Origin of the sequence: Streptomyces sp. SID13666 (assembly GCF_010548325.1) — a bacterium.
In the GTDB taxonomy this organism is placed as follows: Bacteria; Actinomycetota; Actinomycetes; order Streptomycetales; family Streptomycetaceae; genus Actinacidiphila; species Actinacidiphila fildesensis.
The window spans coordinates 203,095-224,643 of record NZ_JAAGLX010000002.1 but is presented as its reverse complement, the minus strand read 5'-3'; the positions used below and the strand labels follow the sequence as shown (position 1 = coordinate 224,643).

The window sequence follows — 21,549 nt, the reverse complement described above, 5'->3', positions numbered from 1 at the left end:
CCACCCGGAAAGGTGGCCGCGGGCGCGCGCGTTGCCGTCAGGCCTGGTTGGTGCTGGCCGCGATGTCGGCGTCCATCTTCTCGACGGACTCCTTGATCTTGGTGAACTGCATCGCGAAGCTGTTGATGCTCTCCACGGCCTGCTGCAGCGAGGCCGTCAGCTTCTCGTAGGCGGCCTTCATCGCGGGACTGCTCTGCTGCATGAACAGGCCGTTGTCCAGCAGCCCTTCGACGGAGGTCTTCGTCGACAGCAGGTGCGGGTTGATGTCGTTGACCGCCTGGTTCATCACGCCTGAGACGCGCAGGATCTCGGTGTAGTCAAGGTTGATGTTGCCTGCGGGCATGGTGCGCTCCCTTGGTTGTGGGGTGACCGTGGTGCCGTTCCCGGCTCACGGGTCGGGCCGGTTCCGGCCCTAGTCGTCGTCGGACGTCGTCCAGCCGCTGTCGTGGTCCGCGCTGTCGCTCTTCCATTCCTCGGTCCGGCCGTCGGTCACCACGGTCTTGGTGCCGCTGCCGTCCTCGTTGACCTCGACGGTCGTGACGACCTCGTGGCCGTTGAGGTCCACCGAGGAGTGCGTGGTGCCCTTCACGGTCTGCTGGTTGCCGTCCTTGTCGGGGCCGACGGTGGTGTAGGTGGTGTCCGAGTCACGGTGACCGGTGGTCGTGTCGTAGACCGACGTGGTCGTGCCCGTGGTCGTGCTCTCCTTGCCGTCGGGGTCCTTGGTGGTGCTGGTGAAGTGGTCGTTGGTGTTCTTGGTGTTCCCCGACTCGGTGGTCTGGCTGTTGCCGGTCGTGGTCGTGACATTGCCGTAGACATCGGTGGCGGACGAGTCGTACGTGCCGTCGGCGTGGTAGTTCGTGGTGTCCGTACTGGTCAGGCCGGTGTTCGTGTGCTGCGTCGTGGTGATCTTCGTCGGCTTGCCGTCCGGGCCGTACTCGTACGTGGTCGTGGTGGTGTTGCCGTGACCGTCGTCGGTGGTCCAGGTGCCGGGCCGGTCCGCGGGCGGCTTGGGCGCGTGCGGGTCGTTGGGGTCGGCGTTTCCGGCCGCGACCGCCGCCTGCCAGTCGTCCCAGATCTTCTTCTGGGTCGTGTACAGGTCCGCGGCGAGCGACGCCTCCTGCTTGCTCGCCTCACCGGCCAGCCGGAAGTCCCAGTCCGCCCAGCCCCGCGCCACCCCGTCGTAGAGGTTGCCGAGCTTCTCCAGCTTCTCCTCCGAGCGCTTGAAGGAGCTCTTCCACACGGAGTAGTAGGCGCGGATGGCCGTGGAGACCGACGCCGCACCGGTCTCGTTGACCGTGTAGTCCTGCTTGCCCTCGCGCGCCGCCTGGACCTGCCCCTTGAGGGTGCGGGCCTTCTGGGCGACCTGGTTGAGCAGTTCGTAGTCGACCGCGATGTCGGGCACAGCCACTCCCGGGGGACGGAGTCGGGGACGGGACGCGTACGTAAGATCAAACGCACCCGGGATCCGAACGGTTCAGTGATCCGGATTACACCCGTCTCAGTGGCCTGTGACGTCAGCCTGTGACGTCGTTCACAGAGTGAACCGATCAGGCGCGCTCTGCGTAGACATGATGTCCGGTGCCGTGCGGAGCCCGGCTCTTGCCTACGGCCGATCGCCGCCAGGGGGTGCTTGAACGTGGGAACGCGTCCAGGGGACTGGAGTGCGCTCGGCCTGGACGGCGATCCCACCCCGGGAGACCCCGCCACCCTCACCGTCGTCGCCGACGCGATGCGCGATCTCGCCACCTCGGCCGGGACCATCAACACCGGGCTGAAGGAACTGCAGGTCACCGCGGGCGACGGCCAGCGCTTCATCGGCAAGACCGCCGACGCGCTGCGCGACAAGGTCGACGACCACCTGTTCAAGTTCGTCGGGCGGGTGGAGGAGTCCTTCCACACGGCGGAGACCGCGCTGCGCACCTACAGCACCGTCGTCACCAACGCCCAGGCCGAGGCGGACCAGGCGTTGTCCGCGGCGCAGGGGCTGCCGCAGGACGACGCGCAGCTGCCCGGCCTCAAGCAGCGCGCCAGTGACGCCAAGGGCGACGTGTCCACCGCGGCGAAGGAACTGCGCAAGCAGCTGCACACGGCCGGCGAGCTGATGGTCCAACCGGTCAGCGACTGCGACCTGTTCTGGGAAGTCTTCCAGTGGCTGACGATCATCCTGTCGGTGCTCGCGATCTTCACCGGCGGCATCCTCGCCGTCATCGCCTGGGGCATGAACGCCGTCCTGCTGATCAAGACGATCGTCGCGTTCAGCCAGGGAAAGGCCAGCGGTCTGGAGCTCGGACTCGCCTTCCTCGGTGTGCTCTTCCCGACGACCAAGGGCATCAACGTCGGCGCCCTGCTGAAGGGGCTGGGCAACAGCCTCAAGGGTGGCGTCAACGGCCTGGCGATGGCCGGGAAGAACATCTGGTCGCAGATCGGCCACTTCTCCACGCTCACCGGCCTGCCGAAGTTCGTCATCGCGCCCATGGTGATCGGCTCCCACCTCGGCCCCGCCCTCAAGATCGACCTGTCCGGCCTGCTGCGCGGGATCAGCAACGGTGCCAAGGGCGGCTGGAACACGATGGTCACCGCCATCCACAGCGACTGGGTGAAGTTCACCGGGAACGTCGTCGGCGACTGGGCGAAGGTCGGAACCTACGGGCTGGTCAACATCCAGCGGATGGGACGGTTCGGGATCGCCGCCCTCGTGCCGCTCAACGCCACCGAGATCGGCGTCCTCGGCTTCGGCGGCGCGGCCCGGCTCGCGTTCGGCGAACGTGTCCTGGGCATTCCCCACCCTGAGCTGCACGAACTGCTCGTCAACGCGGGCCGCACGGACGCCGCGCTGCACTTCGGCTCGCCGCTGGCGGGCGGCGGACACGGCACGATGGTGCCGTCCCCGATGGTGTCGCCGGGCGGACTGCACTTCTCGCCGGGGACGTTCAGCCCCAACTCCTCACTGGGCGCGCTCTTCCGGCCGGGCGCGGGGTTCGGCGCGGCCGGCACCACCAACCTCGTCCACCTCGCCCTGGGCTCGATGCCCACCGTCAACCTCGCCCACCTCGGCATCGGTTCGCTCGGCACCATCCGCGGCGCCGGGCTCGACGGCCTGCACGCGCCGGGAGCCTCCCTCAGCGTCCCCACCGCGGTGAACCCCGGCTCGGGCGCGCTCAGCATCGGCGGTCTGCACGGCATCGGATCCCCCTCCGTGGTCGGCCACGCCGGCGGTGCGCCCGGCCTGCACATCACCGGTCTCGGGGCGCCGCACCCGGGCGGACTGAGCGTCGGCGGGGCGTCCCTGGTCACCCCGCCGCTGCCGCACGGCATGACGACGCTGCCGGGCGGTCTGAGCGTGCCGCTCACCCACGGCGCCGGCATCTCCGCCGGGTCGCAGCTCGTCCACAACGCGGACCTCGCGGCCGGCCACGTACGGCTCGACAGCAATCTGCTGCTGCCCGGCCACACCGCCATCGACCTGCTGCGCGACGCGCACGGCTCGTCCCCGATGGTGCACATGGACCAGGTGGTCTCCGGGGTGCACCCGGGAACGACGAGCGTGCCGCACACCGTCGGCATGGGAGAAGGCGTCACCATGGCCCGCGGCGCCGTCGGCCACGCCGAAGCGCTGAACGACCTGACCTTCCCCGAACTGCGCGCCCTGGCCTCGGGGGACGTCGCCGTGACCGGTATCCGGGCCGACGGCATCACCCTGCGCATCGGGGACTCCGCGCCCAAGACGATCGACGCGCACGCGGTGGCCAACACCGCCCCGGTCCCGCCCGCGCCCGTCGCCCATGTGGCGACCGGCTCCGTGACGGGCGTGCCCTCGGCCGGGGTGCACGGCGTCCCGGGCGAGCACGCGCTCACGGTGCCGGTGCAGCCGGGCGTCCGGACCACGCCCACCGCTCTGGCGGACCGCCCGTTGCCGTCCGTCACGCATGGGGCGGCGGTGCACCCTGCCCCCGCGCCGCGCGCGTTCAACACCCCTGGACCGCTCCCGAAACCCACCCTGTCCACGCACGACCTGGCGATGAGCCTGCTGCGTGGTGACGACGAGCTCCGTGCGCCGGTTCCCACCGGGCTCAGCGCCCACTCCGGTGCCCCGGCCGGCGTCTCCGCCAAGCCGGGACTGGACGCCGCTGGCGCCGGCCACTCCGGCTCCGCGAAGGGCGCGCTCGACCTGGTCGCCCGACCCGGCACCCCGGTCAAGGCCGACGAGGTGCCCGTACCCGGCACCCTGCACGTGGCGGTGGCCGAGGTCCCGGTGCCGCATCTTTCCCCGCGGGTGGACAAGGGCAAGGGCATAGCGGTCGATCAGCCCGCCGTGGTCACCCCGCTGCCGCCCGGCGGGCGGTTCGGTGGCCGTGCCGCGGAGTTGGTGATGAACCAGCGGATCCACGCCGCGCGGCAGATCGTCATCGGCGGCTCCAGCGGCTCCGAGGCCGTCGCGAAGCTCAACGCCTGGGCCAGGTACGAGCAGTCCACGACCAAGCTGGGCAAGGCCGAGCAACAGCTCGACCACGTGACCCCGCCGCCCGGCCAGGGCGCCTCCACCGGGCCCACCGCCGCCTACCGGACGGCGCTGGCCGACGTCGAGCGGACCGGAGCGGCCGTCGACAAGGCCGAGGACGCCCTGATCGCGCTCGGCATCGACGCCCGTGCCACCCGCATGGAGATCCGCTCCGTCACCGGCAAGATCTTCACCGACCGCGGCGGCCTGCTCGGCGGCGCCCCCTCGACCCGCCCCCGTCCGCCGCGCCCCGGCGCAGCCGACCTGAACACACCGTCACCGACCGCCTCGCACACCGCCGCCGACGACGCGATGGACGTCGACGTGCCCTCCACCGGCCCGCACACCACCGGCCGGACAGTCCCGGGCGGCTCCACCCCGCACCCCGTGCCGCACCCGGCTGGCCACGACGTCACCATGTCCCCGTCCGCGCGGCACGGCGACGACGCGATGCAGATCGACACGCCCGCCCCGACCGGCGGCGCCCATACCTGGCACCCGCCGGCGGGTGCCACGGCCGATCAGCACACCGCGGTCAACGACGCCTTCGCGCACCTGGGCGGGCACACCGCCGAACCGCTGACCGCCGACCGCTATGCGGCCCTGGTGCACGGAAGCGTCGAGGAGTCCCGGCCCATCGCGTACGTGGTGAACGCGATCGTCAACTACCGGGAGCTGCGCGGCCTGCAGTCGTTCCTGGACTCCGTCACCCACAACCTGACCGGCTTCGACGGCCGGGTCGCCGTCGTCATCGGCGTCAACGGCCCGCGCAGCGAACTCGCCGCGATCCGCGGGGCCATCGACAACGCGCTCGGCGGGGCTTCGTTCCCGCACCCCCTCGCCCTGGTCGCCACCCCGATGGCACCCAGCGCCAAATTCGCGTACGGCACGGCCCGCAACGCGACCATGACCAGCGCCGCCAGCACCCATCTGGCGGAGACGATGATCAAAGAGGGTAAGCACCCCTACTTCTCGATCATGGACTTCGACGCCCACCCGCACACGGTGCCCAGCGGTGAGCACGTCTTCCGGCACTTCGACGAGGCGCTGGGCGCTCACGGTTCGCCCGGGTTCCCGCCGCTGATGATGTCGGGCGGCTACCGCATGCCCGACACCGCGGTGGCCGGCGTCTCGGAGGACCTGGTCAAGGTCACCAACGCACGGCTCGCCGCCGATGCGGCGAAGGCTCCGAAGCCGGCGAAGGCGGCCACCGACGGGGCGGTGAAGAAGCCCAGGGTGCCCAAGGTCAAGGGCGATGTCACCGAGGACTTCCTGCCCACGCTCGACGCGCGGATCCGCCTCGACATGCGGATCCGCGACCGGCTGGCGGGCATGCACCCGCAACTGCCCTACTCCCCGGAGCCCAACCTCTTCGTCGACGCGGCCGCCGTCATGCTGCACCGCCCCGACGCGCCGCCGGTCCGGTTCGGCAACGGGGGCGCGGAGTTCCAGACCCTCAGCGAGCGGCTCAACCTGCTCAACGCGTGGGAACTGGACCGGAACCTGCCGCTGCCGGCCTTCGGCGGGGTCAGCCACATCCAGCTGCCGGACCTCCTGAGCCGGATCGACGACGCCTTCCGGACCGACCGCCCGCCGCTGAACCAACTGGAACTCCACCAGGCCCAGGCCGTGCTGCACGACCTGGCGAACGCCGTACGCAACGGCGACCCGCTGGTCGGGGCGCTCAAGGCCGACCGGGCACCGACGGTCCTCGACGGGCTCGCCGACGCGCTGGGCCGCGGTGCCCACCTGCCGGGCGTCCCGGCGGCCGCCGCCCGCGAGGCACGGCAGATCCTGTGGCGCACCGGCGAGGCGCTCGACGCGCGGCTGACCCTGCGCGAGCTGAACGCGGCCAACCACGTGCTGCCGGAACGCGGAACCGCGTTCCTCACCGACTTCCAGGGCGCCGCGATCCCCACCGACGTGTCCCGGCTGCTGAAGGACCTGTGGAAGGACGGCACCCTTCCGCAGGACCACGCGCACATCAAGAAGCCGCTGGACCGGCTGTTCAACACCGACGCGTCGGGCGGCAACGCGCAGGCGGGCCGCAGCGGACTCGCCCTGGCCCCGCACCGCGACGACTGGATCGCGAAGCAGTACGCCAAACTGCGGCCGGACCTCAACAACGGCCGGCCGTTCGACCCTCTGTGGCCGTCGCGCCACGGCGCCGGCGACCCGCCGCGTCCCACGGCCGGGGCCCTGTCCGACGGTCTCGACCCACGGTTGGGCACCCCGGTGACGCACCCGGTGGGCACCGCGGTCTCCACCCCGCTGCCCGGCGAGGGCGCGGCGGTGTTCGCCGGGATCGACCCCGCCGAACTGCGGCTGGTGTCGCACAGCCTGGCGCTCAGCGCGGACACCACCCACTTCCTGCGCCACCTGCGGTACTTCGCCGCGGAGCACCTGCCGACCCGGGCCATCGACCTCTCACCCGGCTCGCTCTTCGCGGCGCTCGACCGCGCCGCCGGAACGGCGGGTGATCTGGACCCGGCCCGGATGCTGCAACGTGCCTTCGACCGGATCGACAGCGTCGGCGGGGTGACGGCGGCGACCGCGCAGAAGCGGCTGAAGCTGTTCACCGACGGTCTGAACGCCCACAACATCGGTGTCGAGGACTTCTTCGTCCGGCTCGTCCAGGGGCGGATCCACCCGCCGACGGACACCCTGCAGGGTCTGCGCGCGACCGTCGGTGGTGCGCACTTCGCCATGGACGAGGGCAGCCTGCACGTACTCAGCTTCTACGCGCACGCGGTGGGCCGGGACATCCGGGTGACGGGCGGCGACGGAGTCGCCCACCTGATCGACGGGCCCACCAGCGGCAAGCGCGCCCGCGACCTCCTGGACATCACCTGGCACGGCGGCCCCGGGGGCGGCGGCTGGCACGCACGGCTGTCCGACGGCTCGGATGCGCCGCTGCCGCCCGTGGAGCGCGGCGGCCGGCCGCCGGGCGCCGACGGTCGCGGTCCGACCAAGCGACCCCGCACCGACGCGCCCGGCGGCCGGCCCCCGCACGCGCCAGGACGCCCGGACCACAGCGTGCCGTCGACGGACCCGGGCACTCAGGTCAAGGGGAAGGGCCGGGCGTCGGCCACCGCTTCGTCGTCCACACGGGGCGTGGAGCCCGGCGGCTCCACCTCGGCCGCTCCCCAGGTCACGCGCGTCGATGCCGAGGCTGCCGCATGGCGCGCGTACACCGAGGCCACCGGTGAACTCGGCTCGGCGCAAAGGGCACTGCAGGCGCTGGAACGGGGGACCGGCAGCGCCGGCGGCGTCACTTCCCGCGCCACGTCCGGCGCCTCGCACGCCTACAACCAGGCGATGGACCTGATGCGCCGGGCGAACACGGCCCTGAACCGGGCCGAGGCCGAACTGGGCAGACTGGGCATCGACCTGCAGGCCGCCATGCACAATCTCACCCTCAACCCCGGCCGCCACCGGCCGCCACCGCCCTCCGGAGACGCCCCGTGACCCCGCCCCCCGCCCGACCGGCGATCCTCTACGTCGCCGATCCGGAACGGCAGCCGACGGCGCACCCGACGATCACCGCGGCCCTGAACGCCGCGGCGGACGGCGACGAGATCCGGATCGCCCCCGGCGACTACGCCGAGGCCCTGCGCGTCGAACGGAGTGTCTCGCTGCTGGCCTGGACGGCCGATGGTGAGGACGCACCCGTCCGCCACGGCCCGGTGACCGTCAACGCCCCCGACGAGGACCGGCCCGGCCTCGAAGTGGCCGCCGGCGCCAAGGTGGTGCTGCGCGGGCTGACGATCCGCGGTGGCGCGGCGAACCGTCCCGCCGTACGACTCGCCGGCGGCAGCACCGCATGGTCCGGCGGCGGCATCACCCGCGGCCGGCTGGAAGTCCTGGGCGACGCGGCGGCCCGGCTGTGCGACACGACGCTCACCGGAGCGACCCTCACCGGCGCCCTGCTGCGCACCACCGGCACCGTGCATCTGACCGACTGCGTGCTGGCCGACGCCGACGGCACCGGACTGGTGGCCGGCGGCTCCACCCACCTCGAACTGGAACGCACCACCGTACGAGGAGCGTCGGGCTCCGCGCTGCGCATCCGCGAGAGCGCCCGGGTCCTCCTGCGCGACAGCCGGATCGACCGCGCGGGCCGCAGCGGCCTGCTCGTCGAGGACCAGGGGTCCGCGCTCCTGACGGACTGCCGGATCCGGGACTGCGGCGCCGAGGCGGTCCGCGTCCTGGGCAGTTCGCCAGCCCCCGTGGACCCCGCCGGGGCCGACGACCGGACGGTCCGCGCCGACGACGGCGTACGCCTGCACGGCTGCGAACTGACCGGCTCCGGCACCGACGCGGTGAGCGTCACCGGCCCCGGCCATGTGCTGCTCACCGCGTGCGTGCTGCGCGACAGCGGCGGTTCGGGCGTGAGCGCCGGGGACGACTCCCGGGTGTGGCTCGCCGACACGCGGATCGTCCGCACAGCCGCCGCCGCGCTCCGGGTGCACGGCGCCGCCCGGCTGACCGCCGGGCAGAGCACTGTACGGGACTCGGCCGCCAACGGCCTGCTCGCCGCGGACGACGCGACGGTACGGCTGGAGGACTGCGAGGTCGGCGAGTGCCGCTTCAGCCCGGTCCACATCGGAGGGCGGGCCACCGTCGTCCTCACCAGGCTGCGGGCGTCCGGATCACCGGAGCACGGCGTGCACGTGGTCGGCGACGCGACCGTGGAGATGACGGACGGGTCGATCGCCCAGTGCGGGATGTCCGGTCTTGACATCGCCGGGGAGTCACGCGCGGAGGTACGGGGACTGAGCGTGCTGCGCTGCCGCAACGGCATCACGTCCGCGTCCCGGGGTCCGGTGCGGCTGCTCGACTGCGAGGTGACCGACGGGGAGCGGGCCGCCGTCGTGCTGGGGCCCGGCGAGATCGAGCTGACGGGCGGGCGGCTGCTGCGGCCGGGCACCGCCGGGCTCGTCGTCGAGGCGGGCGCGCGGCCACGGGTGACGGATCTGGAGGTCCGGGAGGCGGCCGGCTCAGGAGTGGTGGTGGCCGGGGACGCCGAGCCGCGGCTGAGCGGGGTCCGCATCGTCCGGCCCGGCAAGAACGGCCTCATCGTCGAGGCCGGGGGAGCGGGACTGTTCGAGGACTGCGACATCACCGGACCCGGTTTTCCCGCCGTGCACCTAGGCGCCGGGGCGACTCCCGTGCTGAGGCGGATCCGGGTCCATGACGCGGACGAGGACCTGAGCGCCGACCCCGGGGCCGATCCCGTGGTGGAGGACTGTGTCTCGGTCCGGGTGACATCCCCCCTGTGGCCCGCCGCTTCGCTTCCGGTCGCGGTGGCGTCCGGCCCGTCGGGAGCACCTGAGGTGAAGGGCTCCGGGGAGAGCGAGCCGGCCGGGGAGCCCGAGGAGAGCCTGGACAGTCTGCTGGGCGAACTCGACGAACTCATCGGACTGGCCCGCGTCAAACAGGATGTGGCGTCGCTCGTCAAGCTGATGCGGATGGTGCAGCGCCGCAGTGCGGCGGGACTCGCGGCGCCCCCGCTGAGCCGGCACCTGGTCTTCGCGGGGAACCCGGGGACCGGCAAGACCACCGTGGCCCGGCTGTACGGCCGGATCCTGGCCGCGGTCGGGTTGCTGGAGCGCGGCCACCTCGTCGAGGCCGACCGCTCGGCGCTGGTCGGCGAGTACGTCGGCCACACCGGGCCGAAGACCCAGCGGGTGTTCCAGGAGGCCATGGGCGGTGTGCTGTTCATCGACGAGGCGTACTCACTGGCCCCGGTCGGCGGCAGCGCGGGCAATGACTTCGCCCAGGAAGCCATCGCGACCCTGGTCAAGCTGATGGAGGACCACCGGGACTCGGTGGTGGTGATCGTGGCGGGTTACCCCGCCGAGATGGAGCACTTCATCGACTCCAACCCCGGGCTGGCGTCGCGGTTCAACCGGACGCTGCTGTTCGAGGACTACGACACCGCCGAACTGGTGCGGATCGTCGAACAGCACGCCGCCTCGCACCAGTACGACCTGACGGACGCGGCCCGGGCGATGCTCGACACCTACTTCGCCCATGTGCCCAGGGACGGCCGGTTCGGCAACGGCCGCTCCGCCCGCCAGGCGTTCCAGGCGATGACGGAGCGGCAGGCCTACCGGGTCGCGGAGATCGACGAGCCGACCGAGGACGATCTGGTGACGCTGTCCGAGCTCGACCTGCCGGAACTCGACACCCAGCCCGCGACGTAGCGCCCGGGCGGCTGTCCCTGTCGGGTCAGCGCAGCCGCCACTTCTGGTTGGGCGTGCCCTTGCAGGTCCACAACTGGACCTTGGAGCCGCTCGCGGTGGCGTTGTTCGCCACGTCGACGCACTTGTTGGCCTGCGGGTTCACCAGGTCGCCTGCGCCGCTCATGATGAAGCGCTGGGCCGGGTTGCCGCTGCACCGGGCCAGCTGGATGAGGGCCCCGTCGTCATGGGATCCCCAGGCCACGTCCATGCAGTAGCCCATCGACCGTACCGTGCCGTCGGACTGGAAGTCCCAGCGCTGGCTGTTGGCCCCGTTGCAGGTGCCGATCTGCAGAGCGAGGCCGTCGGTCCCCGTGCCACCGGGGACGGTGATGCAGCGACCCGAACCCGTGCCGACCACGGCCGAGCCGGGAGCGATGGAGGGCTTGGGCTTCGGCGCGGGCGCCTTGGACGGCACCGAAGCCGGCGGAGCCGGCCGCGGCCGGCTCTGCGGCTGCCCCCCAGCGGCGATCGGCGGGGCCGCGACCGAACCGGGCCCGTTCGGGGCGGCGGGCGGCTGGGCCGTTGCCTGTGACGGGGGCTGCGTCCCGGAGGACGTCTGCCGCGGGGTCGCGGCGGGGGTGGTCGGGGTCCCCTTGGACGGCGCGGCGACCACCGGACGGTCGGCTGCCGCCGTCTCCATCGTGAGGTCGATATGGCTGATCAGCGGCACCGTCAGGGCGGCGATACCGACCACCGCCGCCACGGCGACGGTGGTCGCCCAGACCCGCCGGCCGGGCAGCAGCCCGCGCCGGGGCACCGTGGGGCGGCGCGCGAAGGTGTCGGAGAAGCGGGGCTCGGAGCTGTCGGGACGCTCGGAGGACTGCTTCGAGGGAAGGGACGCCACGTGGTCTCCTGTCGGGATCAGGAGGTGTGCGCAGGAGGCGCCGGCGCAATGCCATCAACCGTTCCCAGAGGGCGGGTTGAGGCACTGACCACTCGCTCTGACCTCGCTCACCGGATACGTGGCCAGTGTACCTATCTCCCGCCCGCGCCTTTCGCGGGACCCCACCGGGCGGACCCGCGGACATTCACCGGCCGTGTGCCGCGCACCCGTCCCCGCCCTGGCGCCCACGTCTCCATATCGCCCTGATCCGGACGGAGTTCTCCGGGCCCGGGTATTGACCCGCACCGTGCTGCCCATCATTCTGAACGCATGTTCAGAACGAACGTTCAGAACGAACTCGGGCCGGCCGACGTCGCGGTGATCGGCGGCGGTATGGCGGGAATGGCGACGGCGCTGCGGCTGCAGGCCGCCGGAGTGTCCACGGTGGTGCTGGAGGCGCACGGTCATGCCGGCGGGTGTGCCGGCTACTACCGCAAGCGGGGCTTCTCGTTCGACGTGGGGGCGACGACGCTGGTCGACTTCGCGCCCGGCGGGGTCGGCTCCGAGCTGCTGGAGAGCATCGGTATCGCACCGCTGGACGCACACGAACTGCCGGGCTACCGGGCCTTCCTGCCCGACCGCGAGGTCGTACTGCACCGCGATCCGGCCGCCTGGCATGCCGAGCGGCTGCGGATGCTCGGTGACACCGACCGGCACCGGCGCTTCTGGGACCTGCTCGACCGGTTGGCGGGGACCTTCTGGCGGGCCAGCCGGTCGGGTGTGCGGCTGCCGGTCCGCGGTCCCGCCGACGCGCTGCGGGACCTGCGGGCGATCGGCATCGCCGGGATTCCGCTCGCCCGCCATGTGAACCGGACCCTCGGGGACGCGCTGCGCGCCCACGGCCTGCGGGACGACGCGGCGCTGGTCGGGCTGCTCGGCATGCTCGTCGAGGACACCGTGCACACCGGTGTCGACGACGCGCCGCTGATCAACGCGGCGCTCGGTGTGACGATCCGGGGCGCGGGACTCAGCCGGCACACCGGCGGCATGCACGGCTTCTGGCGGGTCCTGGTGGCGCACTACCGGGGACTCGGCGGCCGGCTCCGCACGGGGTGCGAGGTGTCGCGCGTCGACGGCGCGGCGGGGAGCTATCGGGTGACGACCCGGCAGGGCGTTCTCCTGGCCCGGCGCGTGGTCTGCGCGATACCCGCCGTCACCACCGCCAGGATCTGCGCCACACTGCCGGTCGCTCGCAGGCTGCGGCCGTTCCTGGAGCGCGACGCGGACGCGTCGGGCGGCGCGTGCGTGGTGTTCCTCGGGGTGCCCGACTCCGAGGTGTCCGGCCAGGAGCTGACCCACCATCAACTGCTGCAGTCGTACGACCGGCCGCTGGGCGACGGGAACAACATGTTCGTCTCCGTCTCCGAGCCGGGGGACCCGCTCAGCGCCCCGCCGGGGCACCGGGCGGTGATGATCTCCACGCACACCGATCTGGCCGACTGGGCCGGGCTCGACGCGACCGCGTACGAGCAGCGCAAGAAGGAGATCGGCGAGCGCCTCGTCACCTGTGCGCGGCGGGCCTACCCGCGGTTGGGGGAGCGGGCCGTGATCGCCCAGACCGGCACGCCCCGCAGCTACGAGCGCTTCGGGTTCCGTCCGGCCGGCGCGGTCGGCGGTCCGCGCCAGCACCTGCGCAACACCAATCAGCACGCCGTCCCGCACGATCTCGGCGGACCCGGCCTCTGGCTCGTCGGGGACTCGACCTGGCCAGGACTGGGCACCGTCGCCTGCGTGCTGGGCAGCCGCATCGTCGCCGAGGGCATGCTGCGTGAGAAGGGACCGACCCGGTGAAGCAGTCCGACCCGGTGGACCGGCCCGACGCCGTCCACCAGCCCAGCCTGGCCGAGCTCGGTGCGGACCTGCTGGTCACCTCGCGCCGGCGGCGGCTGATCGCGCTGTGCCGTCCGTTCGCGGGGGTGTCGCTCTTCGCGGTCGTGGCGTGGCTGCGCTGGTGGTGGCTCACACCGGTGATCGTCTTCGGCGTCTTCGTCTCGGTCGTCACCGTCACGCACGACGTCGTGCACCGGACGATCGGCCTGTCGGCGCGGGCCACCGACTGGGCGCTGTTCGCGACCGGGCTGGTGCTGCTGGAGAGCGGGCACGCGTACCGCGCCACGCACACCCAGCACCACCGGCTCTTCCCGCACCCCGACGACCCGGAGGGACACCCCGCCGACCTGTCGCTCCTCGGTGCGCTGCTGCACGGACCGGTGTTCCTCGTCCGCCTGTGGTTCTGGTCCTACCGGCGCGGCCGGGACCGCGGTTGGCTCCTCGCGGAGGCGGCCGTGCCCGTCACGGTGCTCGGCGGCGGCGTGGTGCTCTGGCCGTACACGCCCGGAGTGCTGGCCTACGCGGTGATGATGATCGTCGGAAGCTGGGTGTACCCACTGCTGACGGTGTATCTGCCGCACCACGACTACGGTGACACGCCGCTGACCCAGACCCGTACGCTGCGGGGCCGGATCATCCCCGCGGTGTTCCTGGAGCTGACCTACCACCTCGAACACCATCTGTACCCGCAGGTGCCGAGCCACCATCTGCCGGAACTGGCGCGCCGGCTCGAGACGTACTTCGCCGCCAACGGCGTCCGGGCGGTGCGTGTTGTCTGACACCCGTGGCCGGGTACTCGACGCCGCCCTGTCCTGCCTCGTGGCGCACGGCTTCGGCGGCACCACCGCGCGGGCGATAGCGCAGGCGGGCGGCTTCGCACCCGGCGTCATCTACTACCACTTCACCGATCTGGACGACCTGTTGGTCGCGACGCTCGCGCACACCTGCGAGGCGCGCGCCAAGCGGTACCGAGCCGAGTTGTCGGACGTGGACCGCGCCGGGCGCGCGGTCGAGGTGCTCCGGATGCTCTACGACGAGGACACCGCGGTCGGGCACATCGCCGCAGTCCAGGAGATCTACGCCGGAGCGCGACCGGGGTCGCGGCTCGCCGCCCAACTGTCGCTGGAGACCCGGCGCTGGGAGGAACTGGCGGAGGAGCTGCTGACGACGCTGCTGCGCGGCAAGCCACTCGCCTCCGTGGTGCGGGTGCCCGTGGTGGCCAGCGCGGCCGTGGCGTTCTACCTCGGCATGGAGACCCTCACCCACCTCGACGGCGACCGGTCGCGTCCGGCGGCGCTCTTCGACCAGGCCGCTCGGATCGCCACCGTCTTCGACCGCATCCCGCGGCTGCGCCGGCGATCCTCGTAGCGCTTCGCCCGCACCCCCATTCACCGTCCGCCGCACCCGCTGTGAGACTGGCTGCCTGATCGCCGTCAAGGAAAGGCCGCTCCTCATGAAGATCCTGGTCACCGGGGCCTCCGGCCACGTCGGTGGGGAGCTCGTCTCCCAACTCGCCGCGCAGGGACGTGCGGTGCGCGCCCTGGTGCGCGACCCGTCGGCGTTCGAGGCGCCGCCGGGCGCGGAGGTGGCCGCGGGAGACCTCAACCGGCCGGAAAGTCTGACGGAGGCTCTGAACGGGGTCGACGCGATGTTCCTGCTGGGCGGGTTCGCGGACATGCCCGGTGTGCTGGCCGGCGCGCGAGCCGCCGGCGTGCGGCATGTCGTGCTGCTGTCCTCACGTTCCGTCGTGGGCGGCAACCCGGAGAACGCCGTCGTCGCGATGCACCAGGGCTCCGAAGCGGCGGTGCGCGAATCCGGCCTGGGCTGGACGCTGTTGCGGCCGAGCGGATTCATGTCCAACACCTTCGAGTGGCAGGGCCAGCTCCGTGCGGGCGACATCGTGCGCGCGCCGTTCGCCGGGGTGCCGATCGCCGCGATCGACCCCCACGACATCGCCGCGGTCGCCGCGGCCGTGCTGGGCCGTGACGAGCACCACGGCCACAGTCACCCCCTCAGCGGCCCCGCCGCGCAGCGACCCGTCGAGCGCGCCGAGATCCTCGCCAAGGTGCTGGGCCGGCCGCTGCGCTTCGAGGGGCAGCCAGATGACGAGGCACGGGCCGAGATGCTCGGCAACGGGGTTCCGGAGCGCTATGTCGACGCGTTCTTCCGCTTCTTCGTCGACGGCGAGTTCGACGACACCCCGGTTCTCCCCACGGTCGAGGACCTCACCGGGCGCCCGCCCCGGACCTTCGAGGACTGGGCCCGCGCTCACGCCGACGCCTTCCGGTGAGGTGAGAAACGCTCGGTCACCGTACGGGTCCGCCGCGTCGGACGAGGGCAGCCGGCTGCGGCGTGATCACGCACCGAGGCGGTCGTATAAGCGGGCCGCAGGTGGGGTAGAACGGTGGCGGACATCCTGATCCGGGGTGTCCGCGGCGCCCGTTGCGGGCGGCACTGTCACGGACGAAGGATGCAAAAACGATGGCCAGCGGCACGGTGAAGTGGTTCAACTCGGAAAAGGGCTTCGGGTTCATCGCCCAGGACGGCGGCGGCGCCGACGTCTTCGCCCACTACTCCAACATCTCGGGCACCGGCTATCGCGAGCTCGCGGAGGGCGAGCATGTGACCTTCGATGTCACGCAGGGCCAGAAGGGACCGCAGGCGGAGAACATCGTCCGCGGCTGACACCCCGGGTGCGGGAAGAGACCGGCGCCCCGCCGGCCCCGGTCTCTTCCCGGAACCCCGCTCTCTCCCGCAGGCCGTCCCGGGCCGCGGACGAGACGTGGGCCACATCCCTGGCGTGGATGTCACATCGCGAGTGTCCGGGCCGCTCTCAGATGGTGACCACGACACAGGGAGCACCCAGTGAAACTCACCATCTTCGCCGCGACCGGCGGGATCGGCCGGCAGATCCTCGACCAGGCCGTCGGGGCGGGCCATGACGTCACCGCGGTCGTGCGGAACCCGGCCAAGGTATCCGGACCGATACGTATCGTCACCGCCGACCTGGCCTCCGCCGATCCGGAGACACTCCAGTCCGCGATCTCCGGCGCGGACGCCGTTCTGTCCGGTCTCGGTGCCCGCTCGAAGTCCGAGGCGGGCGTGGCCTGGCAGGGGACGCGGGCCATGGTGCAGGCGATGCGGGCGACGGATGTCCGGCGCATCGTCGTCGTCAGCGCGGCCCCGATCGGCACAGTGGCCTCGCCCGGCGTTCCGAACGCGCCGAAGCACGATCCTGGCGACGGATTCCTCATGCGTCATGTGTTCGGCCCGCTGGTGAAGGCCGCACTGCGGGACCACTACGCCGACCTCGCGCGGATGGAGGACATCCTGCGCGGGAGCACCCTGGACTGGACCGTGGTCCGGCCCCCGAAGCTGACCGACAAGGCCCTGACCGGGACCTACCGCACCGCGTACGAACAGAACGTACGAGGCGGTTGGTCGGTATCGCGCGCCGACGTCGCCCATTGCATGCTCGACGTCCTCGAGCGCCCCGAGACGGTCGGCCGGGCGATCGGCATCGCCGGCTGAGTCCGAGAGCCGACAGGGCCGGTGACGTGACCCGCCATCGGCGACCGGCGAAGAACCCGGCGGAGAGCCCGGCCCGCACGGGGGGGGCCGGGCTCCTCGTCGTGCGGGACGACCCGTGGTTCAGCGTGGGGCGAGGGTCGTCCCGAGCCGCTCGGTGGTGTTCCCGTACGGCAGATCGGAGAGCGACAGGTCGGTGCAGAACCGGGTGACGAGGTCGGCGAAGTCCGCGATGCGCTCGACGGGCGCCAGGTGATCGGTCTCCTTGATGGTGGTGAACCACGCCGCGGGCAGCTGGGCGGCCACCTCGCGGCCCATCTCGGGCGTGGTCAGCGTGTCGTACTCACCGGTGACCACCAGGCTGGGGATGGCGGGCGACGGTTCGGGGCGGTACCACTCGTGGCGCATCAACCGGGTGTTGTGCTCGGCGGACTTGCGCAGCTCCTCGGGGCTCTGGCCGACGATCTGCTGGTAGACCAGCCGGGAGACTGCGGCGTGCTTGCGGACATGGCCGGTGCCCGGAGGGGACATGAAGCGGTCCGCGAGTTCGCGCGCGATCGGCTCCGTCTCACCGCGTTCGATCATGACGGACCAGCGCTCCATCGCCTCGGCGTAGCCGGCGGGGATACGGGTGGTCATGCCGACCAGCAGGAGGCGCTTGACGAGTGCGGGGTAGTGCTGGGCGAAACGCAGACCGATGGCCCCGCCGTAGCAGGCGGCGACGAGGTTGATGCGGGGCAGGCCGAGCTCCTCGACGAGGTGGCGGACGGCCGCCGCCAGGAAGTCGACCCCGTACATGGCGGGCAGGAAATCGGCGGTGCCGTAGCCGGGGAGGTCGACGGTGATCACCTGGCCCAGCGGGGCCAGCCACTTCTCGTGGCGCACCCAGGAGTTGCGGTCCTGGGACGATCCGCCGAGGACCAGGACCGGCTCGGTGCGGGGGGTGCCCTGGCGCACGATGCGGCAGGTGAAGCGGAAGCCGTCGAAGGTCAGATCCCGCTCCTCCACCCGGACGGGTGGGGTCGTCCCCTGGACTCCCAGGACTCCGTGGGCCGCCTGGGCCTGTCCGGGGAGGGTGGCGGTGGCGCCGAGCCGGTCCGCCCCACGGTCCTGGGGAGGTGCGGTGTCGGTGGACATGAAGGGCTCCAGAATTCAGGGAGGGCGGTGTGACGCCGTCCCCGGCCGCGGCGGGCGGGAACGGCGTCCGGACCGTTCCGCCTGTATGACGTGACCCGGGAGGAGTCGGCGGACAGCCCGGTGACGAAGAGCGAACGCCCAGCGCCCGCCGTGCGCTGCGTCCACGCACAAGGGGCCGATCGCTGCTTCGATCACCAATAGGTGTTCGTTGCAGTCTGTTTGCCCGGATTGGTAGGAACACCCTTTGCGGGGTTGATTCACCTGTTCAGGTGATGGGAGACGTCACTCTGGGTGAACGTTCCGAGGAGCTCTGCTGACGTTCGTCACACGAAGGAGCCATCTGCCGCGGCACTCCGTACAGGAGCTCGCGTTGAACCTCCGACCCGTTGAGGCGCCGGGCCGCGCACGCTCCCAACAGGGTCCGGGGCCCGGCGGGTTGGACGTACCGTTCTCCCAAGGTCGCTTTCGCAGCTCGCACGGGGGAATCTCATGGCCATCGACTACGTCAAGCGTCCCGCCGCCCCCAGCCCGGCGATCGATCTCGTGAAGGTGCGGGCCAGTGCGCCCCGGCTCGTCGATCTGTACAAGTCGGCCCGGGGCTCGCTGGAGAAGGCCGGGATGGCCGGTCAGCGCGCGGCGGTCTATCTGGTCCTGGACCGCTCGGGGAGCATGCGCCGTTACTACAAGAACGGCACCGTCCAGCATCTCGCCGAGCAGGCGCTCGGCCTGGCCGCGAACCTCGACGATGACGGTGTCGTGCCGGTGGTCTTCTTCTCGACGGAGGTCGACGGTGTCGCGGACCTCGGCCTGACCGACTACGAGGGCCGGATCGGCGCCCTGCACGCGGGCTTCGGCCGCATGGGCCGCACCAACTACCACCTGGCCATGCAGGCGGTCATCGACCATTACGCCGACTCGGGCGCCACCGATCCGGCCTTCGTCATCTTCCAGACCGACGGCAGCCCCAGTTCCAGGACCGCCGCCGAGCATGTCCTGTGCACCGCCGCCCGGTTGCCGATCTTCTGGCAGTTCGTGGCCTTCGGGAACCCCGACGACCGTCAGTTCGACTTCCTGCGCAAGCTCGACGACCTGCCGGTACCGGCCAAGCGCGTGGTCGACAACGCGGGGTTCTTCCCCGCGGGCGACGATCCGCGCGCCCTGTCCGATGCCGAGCTCTATCAGCGGCTCACGCAGGAGTTCGGTTCCTGGATCACCGCCGCCACCGTCGCGGGCATCATCCGCTGACCCTCGTGTCCCGAACCAACAGGCCGGGCGCGCTCACCTCGGCGCCGCTCACGCGTCGTCCCAGCGGAACAGCCGCACCGCCAGCAGGGTGAGCACCGCGGTGAAGAGCAGCAGCCCGCCGATCGTCGGCAGCGCGTCGCCCCAGCCGCCGCCCCTGGTCAGCACGTTCTGCATGGCCGTGGACAGATGGTGCAGCGGCAGCACCGTCGAGATCGTCTTGAGCCAGCCGGGAGCGCTGTCCAGCGGGAAGAAGGATCCGGACAGGAACGCCATCGGCAGCACGATCAACTGTGCGGCCGCCGTGGCCGTCTGCTCGGTCTTCGCCCAGGATCCGACGAGCAGGCCGATCGACATGAACGCCAGCGACCCGGACAGCACCAACGGCAGCGCGATCCACCACTGCCCGGTGAGTTTCAGCCCGTAGTACGGCAGCGTCGCTACCCCGAGGAACACGGCCGTCTGCAACAGCGCCACCAGGAGCGTCACCGCGACCGGGGCGGCGACCACGGCGGGCAGCCGCACCGGAGCCAGCCGCAGCCGGCGCAGGATGAACTTCTTGCGCCACACCACCAGGGTCAGCGCGGCCGTGAAGGTGCCGGAGGTGGCGATGGCCCAGCCCAGCAGGCCCGGGGTGAGGTACTGGATCGGCTTGGTCGACAGATCCTCGACCTGGGACGCCTGCAGGACGTACGTGGGCGGAGCGTGGCTCGCGTCCTGGTTGGCCTGCTGGACGATGCCGTTGACGACACCCTGCACGGTCGCGGCGCGGGTGGCGTCGGCGACGGAGTAGCGGAGCACCAGCCGGCCGTCGGGGCCCTGGCTGACCAGTCCGTCGTCGTCGCCGTTCCTGACCTTCTCGAGGGCGTCCGCCTGGTCGTCGTCCCGGACCAGTGTCACCTCCTCGTTCAGCTGCGCGCGTTGGTCCGGCGTCATGGAGTCGAAGAGGACGACCGGGCCGTTCTGCAGCAGCGTGATGTGGGGTGCGGAGGCGCCCTTGAACAACGAGCCGAACAGCAGCAGGAACAGCAGCGGGAACAGGACCGTGAAGAACACCGCGGCGCGGTCGCGGCTCCAGCCCAGCAGTTGGGCTCTGGCGAGGGAGCGGAAGGCGGTCATGCGCGGTACTCCCGTCCGGTGAGCTGCAGGAACACATCCTCCAAGGTGGCCCCGCGCACCTCCAGGCCGCGTAGCGCGTCCTGCTCCGCGAGCAGGGCGAGCACCGGGGCCGGGGTGCGGGTGGCGATCGTCAGGGTGACGCCGTCGTCGGCGATGTCGGCCCGCGTTCCGGACCCGGCCAGCAGCTCACGCGCCCGGTCGGCGGTGAGCCGGCCGGACTCCACGGTCAGCCGGGTCGGTGCGTCCAGCTCCCTGACCAGGGTGGCCGGCGGATCGGTCTTCAGGATCCGGCCGTGGTCCATCACCGCGACCCGGTCGCACAGGATCTCGGCCTCGTCCAGGTAGTGGGTGGTCAGCACGACGGTCCGGCCCTCGGCGTTGATCTCCCGCAGTAGATCCCACAGATTGCGGCGGGCCTGCGGGTCGAGACCCGTGGTCGGCTCGTCGAGGAACAGCAGCTCCGGGTCGTGGACCAGGGCGCAGGCGATGGCCAGGCGCTGCCCCTGGCCGCCGGACAGCTTCTCGGCCGCGGTGCCCGCCGAGTCGGCGAGTCCGACCCGGGCCAGCATCGCGTCCGCCCGCGCCGCTCCGACGCCGTACAGCGAGCCGAACGTGACGATCTGCTCGCGCGCGGTCAGCCGTTCGAAGAACGCGGACGCCTGCAGCTGCACCCCGATCCGCGGCAGCAGCGCGGAGTTGCGCGGCCAGGGGCTCAGTCCCAGTACCCGCGCACTGCCCTCGTCCGGCTTGCGCAGCCCCTCCAGGATCTCGAGGGTCGTGGTCTTCCCGGCCCCGTTGGGCCCGAGCACCCCGAAGAACTCCCCGGACTTCACCTCCAGGTCGACGCCGTCGACGGCCTGGACGTCCCCGTACCGCTTGCGCAGCCCTTCGGCCGCGATCGCTGCAGTCATGGGCACACCTTAGGGGCGGTATTCGGCCCCACCGGGCTCGATCGCCTGTTCCCGTCCCACCGGTTCCGAAGCGGAACGGGAGCATCCGGGGCAAGCGGGGGGAGTGCGGGGGCGGTGGATCGCGCCGGGGTGGGCAGGCGCAGGGCAGGCGTG

Annotated in this window: 15 protein-coding genes; 9 read left to right on the top strand and 6 right to left on the bottom strand. The window is 71.9% G+C overall.

Annotated features, from left to right (window positions below; genetic code table 11):
* Positions 1-37: 37 nt before the first annotated feature.
* The gene (locus tag G3I60_RS05940) at positions 38-343 is read right to left on the bottom strand and encodes a hypothetical protein (RefSeq protein WP_138354356.1); all 306 of its coding nucleotides are present in this window, start codon (positions 341-343) and stop codon (positions 38-40) included.
* A 69-nt stretch (positions 344-412) separates the two neighbouring features.
* A complete protein-coding gene (locus G3I60_RS05935; protein ID WP_138354357.1) occupies positions 413-1,402 on the bottom strand; it encodes a hypothetical protein in 990 nt (329 codons plus the stop codon).
* Between the two features lie 234 nt (positions 1,403-1,636).
* On the opposite strand from G3I60_RS05935, the gene G3I60_RS05930 reads away from it, so the two are divergent.
* Entirely contained in the window at positions 1,637-7,966 is a 6,330-nt protein-coding gene (locus G3I60_RS05930) for a putative T7SS-secreted protein (protein WP_164606752.1), read from the top strand.
* Positions 7,963-10,707: a right-handed parallel beta-helix repeat-containing protein gene (locus G3I60_RS05925; RefSeq protein ID WP_164293882.1), complete on the top strand. Its 2,745-nt coding sequence runs from the start codon at positions 7,963-7,965 to the stop codon at positions 10,705-10,707. The genes G3I60_RS05930 and G3I60_RS05925 overlap by 4 nt, the downstream gene beginning before the upstream one ends.
* 25 nt (positions 10,708-10,732) lie before the next feature.
* Here the strand turns inward: G3I60_RS05925 and G3I60_RS05920 are convergent, their stop codons facing one another.
* A complete protein-coding gene (locus G3I60_RS05920) occupies positions 10,733-11,590 on the bottom strand; it encodes a ricin-type beta-trefoil lectin domain protein (RefSeq protein WP_343241019.1) in 858 nt (285 codons plus the stop codon).
* A gap of 309 nt (positions 11,591-11,899) precedes the next feature.
* Between G3I60_RS05920 and G3I60_RS05915 the strand changes: the two genes are divergently transcribed.
* The 6 genes from G3I60_RS05915 to G3I60_RS05890 all read left to right on the top strand — a co-directional run bounded on the left by G3I60_RS05915 (position 11,900) and on the right by G3I60_RS05890 (position 16,990).
* Positions 11,900-13,420, top strand: coding sequence for an NAD(P)/FAD-dependent oxidoreductase (locus G3I60_RS05915; RefSeq protein ID WP_164293881.1), 1,521 nt, complete (start codon positions 11,900-11,902; stop codon positions 13,418-13,420).
* Positions 13,417-14,238, top strand: a complete 822-nt coding sequence (locus tag G3I60_RS05910; protein ID WP_203672307.1) for a fatty acid desaturase — start codon at positions 13,417-13,419, stop codon at positions 14,236-14,238. The genes G3I60_RS05915 and G3I60_RS05910 overlap by 4 nt, the downstream gene beginning before the upstream one ends.
* Entirely contained in the window at positions 14,231-14,827 is a 597-nt protein-coding gene (locus tag G3I60_RS05905) for a TetR/AcrR family transcriptional regulator (RefSeq protein ID WP_138354361.1), read from the top strand. The genes G3I60_RS05910 and G3I60_RS05905 overlap by 8 nt, the downstream gene beginning before the upstream one ends.
* A gap of 85 nt (positions 14,828-14,912) precedes the next feature.
* Positions 14,913-15,749, top strand: a complete 837-nt coding sequence (locus G3I60_RS05900) for an NAD(P)H-binding protein (RefSeq protein WP_164293880.1) — start codon at positions 14,913-14,915, stop codon at positions 15,747-15,749.
* Between the two features lie 191 nt (positions 15,750-15,940).
* Positions 15,941-16,144: a cold-shock protein gene (locus G3I60_RS05895; RefSeq protein WP_138354363.1), complete on the top strand. Its 204-nt coding sequence runs from the start codon at positions 15,941-15,943 to the stop codon at positions 16,142-16,144.
* A gap of 180 nt (positions 16,145-16,324) precedes the next feature.
* Positions 16,325-16,990 carry an NAD(P)H-binding protein gene (locus G3I60_RS05890; RefSeq protein WP_164293879.1) on the top strand — a complete coding sequence of 222 codons (666 nt, stop codon included), beginning with the start codon at positions 16,325-16,327 and terminating at the stop codon, positions 16,988-16,990.
* Between the two features lie 120 nt (positions 16,991-17,110).
* Here G3I60_RS05890 and G3I60_RS05885 read toward each other — a convergent pair whose 3' ends face one another.
* Positions 17,111-18,124: an alpha/beta fold hydrolase gene (locus tag G3I60_RS05885; RefSeq protein WP_164293878.1), complete on the bottom strand. Its 1,014-nt coding sequence runs from the start codon at positions 18,122-18,124 to the stop codon at positions 17,111-17,113.
* A gap of 489 nt (positions 18,125-18,613) precedes the next feature.
* Here G3I60_RS05885 and G3I60_RS05880 point away from each other — a divergent pair, with 489 nt between their 5' ends.
* The gene (locus G3I60_RS05880) at positions 18,614-19,369 is read left to right on the top strand and encodes a VWA domain-containing protein (RefSeq protein WP_164293877.1); all 756 of its coding nucleotides are present in this window, start codon (positions 18,614-18,616) and stop codon (positions 19,367-19,369) included.
* Positions 19,370-19,417: 48 nt separating this feature from the next.
* Here G3I60_RS05880 and G3I60_RS05875 read toward each other — a convergent pair whose 3' ends face one another.
* Positions 19,418-20,485 (bottom strand): ABC transporter permease, encoded by a 1,068-nt coding sequence (locus G3I60_RS05875; protein ID WP_164293876.1) that lies wholly within the window; start codon positions 20,483-20,485, stop codon positions 19,418-19,420.
* Positions 20,482-21,396: an ABC transporter ATP-binding protein gene (locus tag G3I60_RS05870; protein WP_164293875.1), complete on the bottom strand. Its 915-nt coding sequence runs from the start codon at positions 21,394-21,396 to the stop codon at positions 20,482-20,484. Before G3I60_RS05870 ends, G3I60_RS05875 begins: the two co-directional genes overlap by 4 nt.
* Positions 21,397-21,549: the final 153 nt, after the last annotated feature.

Coding starts and splice junctions, on each gene's coding strand:
- G3I60_RS05900 (WP_164293880.1), top strand. CDS start 14,913: ATGAAGATCCTGGTCACCGGGGCCTCCGGCCACGTCGGTGGGGAGCTC.
- G3I60_RS05895 (WP_138354363.1), top strand. CDS start 15,941: ATGGCCAGCGGCACGGTGAAGTGGTTCAACTCGGAAAAGGGCTTCGGG.
- G3I60_RS05940 (WP_138354356.1), bottom strand. CDS start 343: ATGCCCGCAGGCAACATCAACCTTGACTACACCGAGATCCTGCGCGTC.
- G3I60_RS05885 (WP_164293878.1), bottom strand. CDS start 18,124: ATGTCCACCGACACCGCACCTCCCCAGGACCGTGGGGCGGACCGGCTC.
- G3I60_RS05915 (WP_164293881.1), top strand. CDS start 11,900: ATGTTCAGAACGAACGTTCAGAACGAACTCGGGCCGGCCGACGTCGCG.
- G3I60_RS05880 (WP_164293877.1), top strand. CDS start 18,614: ATGGCCATCGACTACGTCAAGCGTCCCGCCGCCCCCAGCCCGGCGATC.
- G3I60_RS05870 (WP_164293875.1), bottom strand. CDS start 21,396: ATGACTGCAGCGATCGCGGCCGAAGGGCTGCGCAAGCGGTACGGGGAC.
- G3I60_RS05875 (WP_164293876.1), bottom strand. CDS start 20,485: ATGACCGCCTTCCGCTCCCTCGCCAGAGCCCAACTGCTGGGCTGGAGC.